Genomic DNA, 7,322 nt, shown 5'->3' on the forward strand with positions numbered 1-7,322 from the left:
GTGCGGCGGGGGCACCGGGCCGGCCCGGTGCCGAAGCCGGGGGTGGAGCGACGACGCGACCGCCGGCCTGCCACTGGCCCCAGTCGGCGGTGTAAACATTGTTCACGTCGCACTGCACGCCATCGATGGTGACCTGCCAGCCGGCCTTCTGGTGAATGTTGGCGCGCGGGTGTAGCTTGCCACCGGAACCCCAGTCATGCTGCCAGTAGTATGAGCCGATGCCATCCTGGACGCACCACTGGATAGTGTTCCAGTTGCCGTACACGCCGGTGAGGAGGCCGGCTGCTGCGAGACGCTCGTGGAAGGCGCGCAGGTACGGGCGGATCTGGTTTTCGTACTGGGCGCGCGTGGGGTTGTCATCAATAGCCACGTAGATTGGCTTGCCGTTCGGTCCGCCTGCTGCGCGGTGCAGGTTAATCGCCTGTGGGGCGTGGACGGTGGCACCGGCTGCGCCGGCGAGCCAGTCGGCGGTTCCCGCACGGCCGAACTGGTAAACGGATGCGGTGAAGAGGCCGCTACCAGCGAAGTCTTGTGTTTCTTTGAGTCCAACGGGTTTGCCCAGCATCCATGCCGCGCCTGGGCGACGCTGGGAGACATAGCGCACGGCGCCCATGTGTCCGGCTGACTTGACGGCGCGGGCGGAGGGTACGCCGGCGGAGTAATCGAGCACAGTACCAATGGGGCGCCCTTGTGCGATGGCGTTGGGGAGGTGGGATACGCCGACGAGTCCGGCAGTGCCTAGCACGGTGGCCAGGGTGGCATTGCCAAGGAAAGAGCGGCGGGAGATGCTGGTGGAACCGGGACGGTTCGATTTAAGAGAGTTATTCACAGCAGAAACAATAGCACCATTTATAACAAAATATAACAATGGTCACTTCTGAAAGTGATGGTGAAAAGGTTGCCGTGAAGTATGCCTGTCTTTGCCAGTCTGGATGTTAAGGGCTACGGTTCAAGTTATGAATACTTTTTTCACTGGTGAACAGTCCCCAGGTCTTATCGACTGGAGCAATATGCCGACCTACAACACAATCATGGCCCTGGCCGTCGGCGCTGGCCTTATCGCCGTGGCCATGTTCTTCCGCGATTTTCGCAACGGAAAGCTCGAGGGGGTAGAGGGCTACGCATTGACCTTCGGCGCGCTGGCCCTCATTCTTTTCCCGACTGGCCTGCACATGTCCCTGACCTGGCCACTGGCGCCAGACTTCGCTTTTGACAACATTGTCTTTGGTGAAACGTCGCTGGGTTTCAGTGTGCTCCTGGGCGCTGCGGCCTTCTTCCTGTGGAACAAGCGCGAGTACTACGCGGTTGGCTCTGAGGCGAGCTTCCACGGCACGATGAAGACGCTGCGCCCAGCCACGATCTTCATCGCTGGCCTTGGTCTTGCCCTGTTTGGTATCGCGTTGGCTGGCGTTGTGTACACATTGTTTGCTGCCCCGGCTGAGGAACCGATCTCCGGTGCATTCGCAGACTGGCCGATGATGGAGGCAAGCTTCCTTGGTGTGCTGTTCACCATGGTTGGTCTTGGCGCTGTGCTGCTTCCATTCGCTGTTCGTAGCACGAACGAGGACACCATTTCGGGCCTGTTCAAGACTATCGAGTGGCTGTGGCTCATTTCGGGTGCGATCTGGCTGCTGTTCGGTGCCATGAACTTCTACACCCACATCGGTCTCATCGTGAACACGATGTAAACCACGCGGACTTTCATCCCCGCGTCGCCTCCCGGAAGCGGGAGGGGGTGTGGGGATTTTTGGTGGGTGGCGGGGAGCGTCGATAAGCAATATGCTTTCCATTATGGAAAGTAAGCAGATCGATCCGAGCGCTGCACGTGACGCGCTTGAGGCGGTCCGTGAAGTCGAGGCACACGCCGCCAAAGTGCCCATCCCGTGGCCGATGATCGTGGCTGTTGGTCTTGTATTCGGCCTTGGCATCGGCCTCATGCTGGCGGGCCAGGTGTGGGGGCTGCTGGTCCTTCTTGCATCGCTGTTTCTCATGATGGTCCTTGAGTTCAGCGGCAAAAAGGCCGTGCGCACAGCCATGAAGCAGGACGTGCAGCCAGATGAGGGGGCGTGGAGCTGGAAGCGGTTCTTCACATTCATGGTGCTGTACGCGGCGGCGTACATCGGAATGCAGGTCTTCGCGGACCGCTACCCGGACGGCAATCTGATCGTCGGGGTCACTGTGGGAGTTCTTGCCGCCGCTGTGATGATCGCGGGCTACGGCCTGACGTGGAGGAAATACCATTGATCGACCCGGTTATTCATCCGCTCAACCGCCTGAAGATCTGCGCAGCCCTGCGCGCTGCCGGTGCGACGGAGGGGGACGTTCGCTGCGAGATGCGCTTTGCGCGGCTGCGGGAGATCACGGAGCTCTCCGATGCCACGCTGTCGAAGCAGCTTTCGGCCCTCGAGGAGCACGGCTACATCACCCGTTTCCGCGAGTACGGGTCCAGTCGCGCGAAGGACACCGTGTGGGTCACGCTCACGCGCGCGGGGGAGCAGGCCCTCGAAGGTCACCTCGAAGCACTCAAGCGCTACGCTGAGCCGCATGACTCGCCTGACCCGAACACCCGCTGAGCTTCAGCAATTGCTTATCGGCGCCCCCGGCGTCTCCCTCGTGCCCACCATGGGTGCCCTGCACAGTGGTCACATTTCGCTCGTCCGTGAGGCTAAGAAGTTGGGCAATCCGGTCGTGGTGAGCATCTTTGTCAACCCGCTCCAGTTCGCGCCGGGCGAGGACCTGGATGCGTACCCGCGCACCTTCGACGAGGACCTGGCCAAGCTCGAGGCCGAAGGCGTGGACGCCGTCTTCGCGCCGAGCGTATCCACGATGTACCCCCACGGCCCCCGCACCACCATCCACCCCGGGCCTTTGGGTTCTGTCCTCGAGGGCAAGACCCGTCCCACTCACTTCGCGGGCGTGCTCACCGTGGTGGCCAAACTGTTCTGCCTCACCGGCGCTACCGACGCGTTCTTCGGAGAGAAGGATTACCAGCAGCTCGCGCTCATTCGGCAGATGGTGGAGGACCTGCACCTGCCCGTGCGCGTGCACGGCTGCCCGATTGTCCGCGAGGAGAGTGGCTTGGCGCTTTCTTCCCGCAACCGCTACCTCAGCGAGGAAGAGCGCGAGGCTGCCCTCGTGTTGTCCCGCGCGCTGGCTACCGGTTCGTACGAGGAGGCGAGCTTGCTTCTCGACGCCGCCCCCAATGTCGCCCTCGACTACCTCGCCGTGACCACCCCGGAGCTTGGTGAACTCCCCGCCGACTACCGCGGTCCCGCCCGCCTGCTCGTTGCGGCGAAGGTGGGGGAGACCCGGCTCATCGACAACGTTGCGATAGAAATCTAGCTAGAAGGAGTGCTCTTCCGCGGGGAATTCTCCCTCGTGGACAGCGCGCTTGTACTCTGCAGCAGCCTTGCCCAGAGCCTCGCCCACGGCGCCGAACTTACGAACGAAACGCGCGCGGTGGCCGCCGGCGGGGAGGTCCGCCAGATCGTGCCAGACGAGAACCTGCGCGTCAGTATCCGGGCCGGCACCGATCCCCACAGTGGGCACAGGGCTCTTCGAGGTGAGCTCTGCTGCAAGGGGAGCGGGGACCATCTCGAAGACGACCATGTCTGCACCCGCGTTGACCACGGCCTCCATGTCCGCGCGGAGCTGGTCGGCGGAGTCATCGCGGCCCTGAACTTTGAAACCGCTGAGGTTGTCCACCGACTGCGGCGTGAAGCCCAAGTGTGCACATACTGCCAGGCCCGCGTCCTTCAAGGCCTTGATCCGCGACGCGATGCGCACCCCGCCTTCGAGCTTGACCATGTGCGCGCCACTGCGGTGAATGATTTCGGTGGTGCTGCGTACGCATTGCTCGTCGGAAGCCTCATAGCTCCCGAATGGCAGATCAGCGATGACCAGCGCATTACCCGCGCCGCGCACGACGGCTGCGGCGAGGTAGGTCATTTCGTCGATGGAGACCTGGTTCGTCGTCTCATAACCAAACACAACATTCGCCGCGGAATCACCGACGAGCATGCACTCGATGCCCGCCTCCGCGAATACCCGTGCCGTGGAGTAATCGTAGGCAGTGATCATCGCCCACTTTTCCCCGTCAGCCTTCTTCTGCTTCAAGTCCGCTACCCGAACTTTTTTGGTGGGAACCAAGTATCCAGTCATGCGGACAGTCTAGGCAGTCGTGACGGCAATTCTTGGAATTTCCTAGGAATTGAATTCTCCCGCTCGGCCAGCGTGCTGCGCTGTGCGTGCATATGCTGGGGCGCATGATCAGAGCATTTAGTGCAGTGCTCGCCGCAGTCAGCCTCATGGCCGTGGCTGGGTGCGGCGCCACTGAAGACGCCGACCAGGCAGCACCTCCTGCAGCAGAGAGCCACGATGATACTGTCGCCTCCGAGGCTCCCAAGGACGTGGATTACCGCGCGCTTCTCGACGGCATCACCTACAAAGGCCAGTCCATCGTCGTTCGCACGCCGGAGCAGATCGAAGAATTCATCCAAATGTCTCGGGATGCGGAAGCCGAAAACGCGGTAGATAACGTGAAAGTTGAACCAGTTGAATGCGCGGAGAGCGTCACAGACCCTGCGCGGGCGAACCACGCTGAGAGAATGAGTGCGGACAATTACACGATGGCTGATTTGGACGTCGATAGTTTCACGCTCATCGCGGAAGCCGCGGATATCGCTGATTACCGGATGACTGATCTGGAGAAATCTGATGGGTCCTGTGACAAGTACACCGTCACGATGCACGGCTACACGCAGCACATCACGGACAAGGAAATCCCATTCGAAGGTGACGCGAACAAGGGACGTGCAATCATCTCGCACTCAGTTTTCGACGATGGAATCGAAGCCACAATCTACAACGTCGCCGCCGAGAAAAGCGGCGCCTACGTCAATGTCGTGATCAAAGACTACTCGGATGAATCCATCCAGGCAGCCAACGAGACACTCGACCAGGTCCTCGCGCGACTCTAAGTCTCAGCCTGGGACAACGCCAAGTTCAGACCGCGTCTTTCGCCCGCTGATGACCGTGCGGTAACGTAGATTCCCGTTGCCCTAGTAGCTCAGTGGATAGAGCACGGCTCTCCTAAAGCCGGTGTCACTGGTTCGATTCCAGTCTGGGGCACAGAATAACCCCCGTAACCTGCACATACAGGCTGCGGGGGTTTCCTGACTCTTGGGCAAATTCGGGGTTAAGGGTCAAAAGGGGACGCGATGATTCCCGCACAGAAATGTGGTAGACACCATAGTTGTTCCGTATTCAGGAAAGGATCTCCACATGAAGCTTCACCGACTCCTAGCAGCATCTGCTACTGTAACTCTTCTGGCAACGGCTCCGTTAACCAGCCAAGCTACCGAACTCACTCCGAAATCTGACCAAGAGAGTTTCAGTGCGCAGGAAGGACAGTCAACATATAACATCAGCCGCGTCGATGAAAATAAGCTCCGCCTAAAGGTTGAAAATGCTACCATTTCCCAAAATGGAGATTTTATCGATATTACCAGCAAAGATGGACAGAGCTTAGAACGATTGAGTGACAAAATCGTCTATGACGACGGTAGGGAAATCAACCTTTCTTACACTATTGAATCACCAACGAGTATTCTCATCGACGCGGAGAAGGGTGGGATAGCACCTCGCGGCTACTGGTCTTGCGTCGGGAAAAACGCAGCCGGAGGAGTCGTTGGTGGAGCCGCACCAGGTTGCGTAGGTGGGGTATGGTTTGCCGGTGTGGGATGCGTCGCTGGCGCTGGCGCCACTGCTGTGACTGGTGGTATCGCAACAGGTGTCGGTTCCCTCATCTGGTGTGCATAATGCAGGTGGTAGCGCGGAGTACCGCAGTCTCGACGATAGGTGCATTGGCCACTTATCTGACTGGTAATCTTATAGGTTTGGATTCACCTTACCCATCTACTATTTCTATTGCAGTTGCTACATTTATTTTTTCAACAATATTGCAACTAAAGAAAAAATCAAGCGATAGTAGCGATAGTAAGTAGTGATACTAAAATAAATCTGCGAGCAGCCTGGAGAAAATCACTCCGGCCTAGCATTAATCCTTAAGCAGATATTCCATCAGGAAACCCCGCAGCATGCGCCAACACTGCAGGGTTCCCCTATCTCTACACCGCCCCAGAACAAGACCTCTACCCACTGAGGTTACCCTCGTTTAGTGGACACCTGACTTGTACGGATGTTGTGTCCGTAGGAGAGGATGTTCATTGTGAGTCAACAACGCCAGAAGTACACGCCTCAGTATCGGCGTGAAGCTGCGAATCTCGTGATTGAGTCGCAGCGTCCAATCGCTCATGTGGCCCGAGAGATCGGTGTCGCCCCGGGGCTTTTGGGCAAGTGGGTTAAAAATGAGCGGGAGCGACAAGGTGCTGTTGATGGGATGAGTCAGATAGATCTTCGGGCCGAGAATGCTCGTCTGCGCCGTGAGCTGGCACAGGCCCGGATGGACAACGAGTTTTTGTCAAAAGCGACAGCCTTCTTCGCCGCGAAGCAACGCGAACAGAAAAGTTCGAGCTAATGCGACAGGAGAAGGCGAACTACAGCATCAAACGCATGGCACGTCTGTTGAAAGTGTCACGGTCCGGGTACTACAAATGGGTCAATAAGCAGGAACAACGGTTATCCGGAAATGATGATCGAACGGCATTTTATGACGATGTTGACTGCAAGATTCACCAGATTTGGGCAGACTCCGATCACGTCTACGGTGCCCCGCGGATCACTGCGGAACTTGCCGAGGGGTACGGTATTGCGCTCAATCGTAAGACTGTGGCCAAGCGGATGCGTCTGATGGGCATTGAAGGGATCTCACCGCGTGCCTTCGTCCCGGTGACCACGATTCAATCTAAGCGTACGTCCACACTTCCTGACCTAGTCAAGCGTATGTTTGATGCCGGTGAGCTCAACCGGGTGTGGATGTCGGATATTACCTATCTGAGCACCGGAGAGGGCTGGTTGTACTTGTGCGTGATCCGCGATGGCCATTCCCGCCGGGTGCTGGGCTGGGCTATGGATAGCGTTCAAGATACTTCCCTGGTCGAACGGGCCCTGCGGATGGCGCACACGTTGCGTGGTGACGTTCCTGATGGGCTGGTGTTTCACGCTGACCGCGGAGCCCAATTCACCAGCGAGAAGCTCTGGGACGTCTGCCGCGACCTGGGGATTGCCCAGTCCGTTGGAGGGTGTCAGGAATTTTGTGTGTGAGGCTCTGACGTAGAAGGAGTTTCACCGATAATGACTACGGTGTCACCGAAGAAAGCCCATGACCCATCGAGGGTCAACGAGATCAGCGCAAAGCTGAT

General features: G+C 58.5%; 10 protein-coding genes and 1 tRNA gene. 9 read left to right on the top strand and 2 right to left on the bottom strand.

The genetic code is table 11. The features are described 5' to 3' along the window. Window positions 1-829, bottom strand: an 829-nt coding sequence (locus tag F4V54_RS09530; RefSeq protein ID WP_150386981.1) for a DUF1906 domain-containing protein, incomplete at its 3' end; no start/stop codon positions are given. Window positions 830-956: 127 nt separating this feature from the next. Between F4V54_RS09530 and F4V54_RS09535 the strand changes: the two genes are divergently transcribed. The 4 genes from F4V54_RS09535 (at window position 957) to panC (ending at window position 3,342) form a co-directional block, all read left to right on the top strand. Continuing rightward, window positions 957-1,688, top strand: a complete 732-nt coding sequence (locus F4V54_RS09535; protein ID WP_150386982.1) for a DUF981 family protein — start codon at window positions 957-959, stop codon at window positions 1,686-1,688. A gap of 103 nt (window positions 1,689-1,791) precedes the next feature. Continuing rightward, window positions 1,792-2,244 carry a hypothetical protein gene (locus F4V54_RS09540; RefSeq protein WP_146014979.1) on the top strand — a complete coding sequence of 151 codons (453 nt, stop codon included), beginning with the start codon at window positions 1,792-1,794 and terminating at the stop codon, window positions 2,242-2,244. Next, on the top strand, window positions 2,241-2,573 hold the full coding sequence (locus F4V54_RS09545; RefSeq protein WP_376997328.1) for a transcriptional regulator: 333 nt from the start codon (window positions 2,241-2,243) through the stop codon (window positions 2,571-2,573). The genes F4V54_RS09540 and F4V54_RS09545 overlap by 4 nt, the downstream gene beginning before the upstream one ends. Further along, window positions 2,545-3,342, top strand: coding sequence for a pantoate--beta-alanine ligase (gene panC / locus F4V54_RS09550; RefSeq protein ID WP_150386983.1), 798 nt, complete (start codon window positions 2,545-2,547; stop codon window positions 3,340-3,342). Before F4V54_RS09545 ends, panC begins: the two co-directional genes overlap by 29 nt. Here panC and panB read toward each other — a convergent pair whose 3' ends face one another. Continuing rightward, on the bottom strand, window positions 3,343-4,161 hold the full coding sequence (gene panB / locus F4V54_RS09555; RefSeq protein WP_150386984.1) for a 3-methyl-2-oxobutanoate hydroxymethyltransferase: 819 nt from the start codon (window positions 4,159-4,161) through the stop codon (window positions 3,343-3,345). Window positions 4,162-4,265: 104 nt separating this feature from the next. Between panB and F4V54_RS09560 the strand changes: the two genes are divergently transcribed. The 5 genes from F4V54_RS09560 (at window position 4,266) to F4V54_RS09580 (ending at window position 7,224) form a co-directional block, all read left to right on the top strand. Then, window positions 4,266-4,979, top strand: a complete 714-nt coding sequence (locus F4V54_RS09560) for a hypothetical protein (protein ID WP_150386985.1) — start codon at window positions 4,266-4,268, stop codon at window positions 4,977-4,979. Between the two features lie 78 nt (window positions 4,980-5,057). Beyond that, window positions 5,058-5,130 (top strand) — tRNA-Arg (locus F4V54_RS09565). Between the two features lie 153 nt (window positions 5,131-5,283). Continuing rightward, window positions 5,284-5,820, top strand: a complete 537-nt coding sequence (locus F4V54_RS09570; RefSeq protein ID WP_052093138.1) for a hypothetical protein — start codon at window positions 5,284-5,286, stop codon at window positions 5,818-5,820. A 400-nt stretch (window positions 5,821-6,220) separates the two neighbouring features. Then, window positions 6,221-6,538, top strand: coding sequence for a transposase (locus tag F4V54_RS09575; protein WP_150386986.1), 318 nt, complete (start codon window positions 6,221-6,223; stop codon window positions 6,536-6,538). Further along, entirely contained in the window at window positions 6,538-7,224 is a 687-nt protein-coding gene (locus tag F4V54_RS09580) for an IS3 family transposase (protein ID WP_249041280.1), read from the top strand. Before F4V54_RS09575 ends, F4V54_RS09580 begins: the two co-directional genes overlap by 1 nt. Window positions 7,225-7,322 lie beyond the last annotated feature (98 nt).

The sequence above is a fragment of the Corynebacterium tuscaniense genome (assembly GCF_008693065.1).
Lineage (GTDB): Bacteria > Actinomycetota > Actinomycetes > Mycobacteriales > Mycobacteriaceae > Corynebacterium > Corynebacterium tuscaniense.

Excerpts from the sequence above, each read along its gene's own strand:
- F4V54_RS09580 (WP_249041280.1), top strand. The coding sequence starts at position 6,538 with ATGCGACAGGAGAAGGCGAACTACAGCATCAAACGCATGGCACGTCTG.
- F4V54_RS09540 (WP_146014979.1), top strand. The coding sequence starts at position 1,792 with ATGGAAAGTAAGCAGATCGATCCGAGCGCTGCACGTGACGCGCTTGAG.
- F4V54_RS09535 (WP_150386982.1), top strand. The coding sequence starts at position 957 with ATGAATACTTTTTTCACTGGTGAACAGTCCCCAGGTCTTATCGACTGG.
- F4V54_RS09575 (WP_150386986.1), top strand. The coding sequence starts at position 6,221 with ATGTTCATTGTGAGTCAACAACGCCAGAAGTACACGCCTCAGTATCGG.
- panC (WP_150386983.1), top strand. The coding sequence starts at position 2,545 with ATGACTCGCCTGACCCGAACACCCGCTGAGCTTCAGCAATTGCTTATC.
- F4V54_RS09560 (WP_150386985.1), top strand. The coding sequence starts at position 4,266 with ATGATCAGAGCATTTAGTGCAGTGCTCGCCGCAGTCAGCCTCATGGCC.
- F4V54_RS09570 (WP_052093138.1), top strand. The coding sequence starts at position 5,284 with ATGAAGCTTCACCGACTCCTAGCAGCATCTGCTACTGTAACTCTTCTG.
- panB (WP_150386984.1), bottom strand. The coding sequence starts at position 4,161 with ATGACTGGATACTTGGTTCCCACCAAAAAAGTTCGGGTAGCGGACTTG.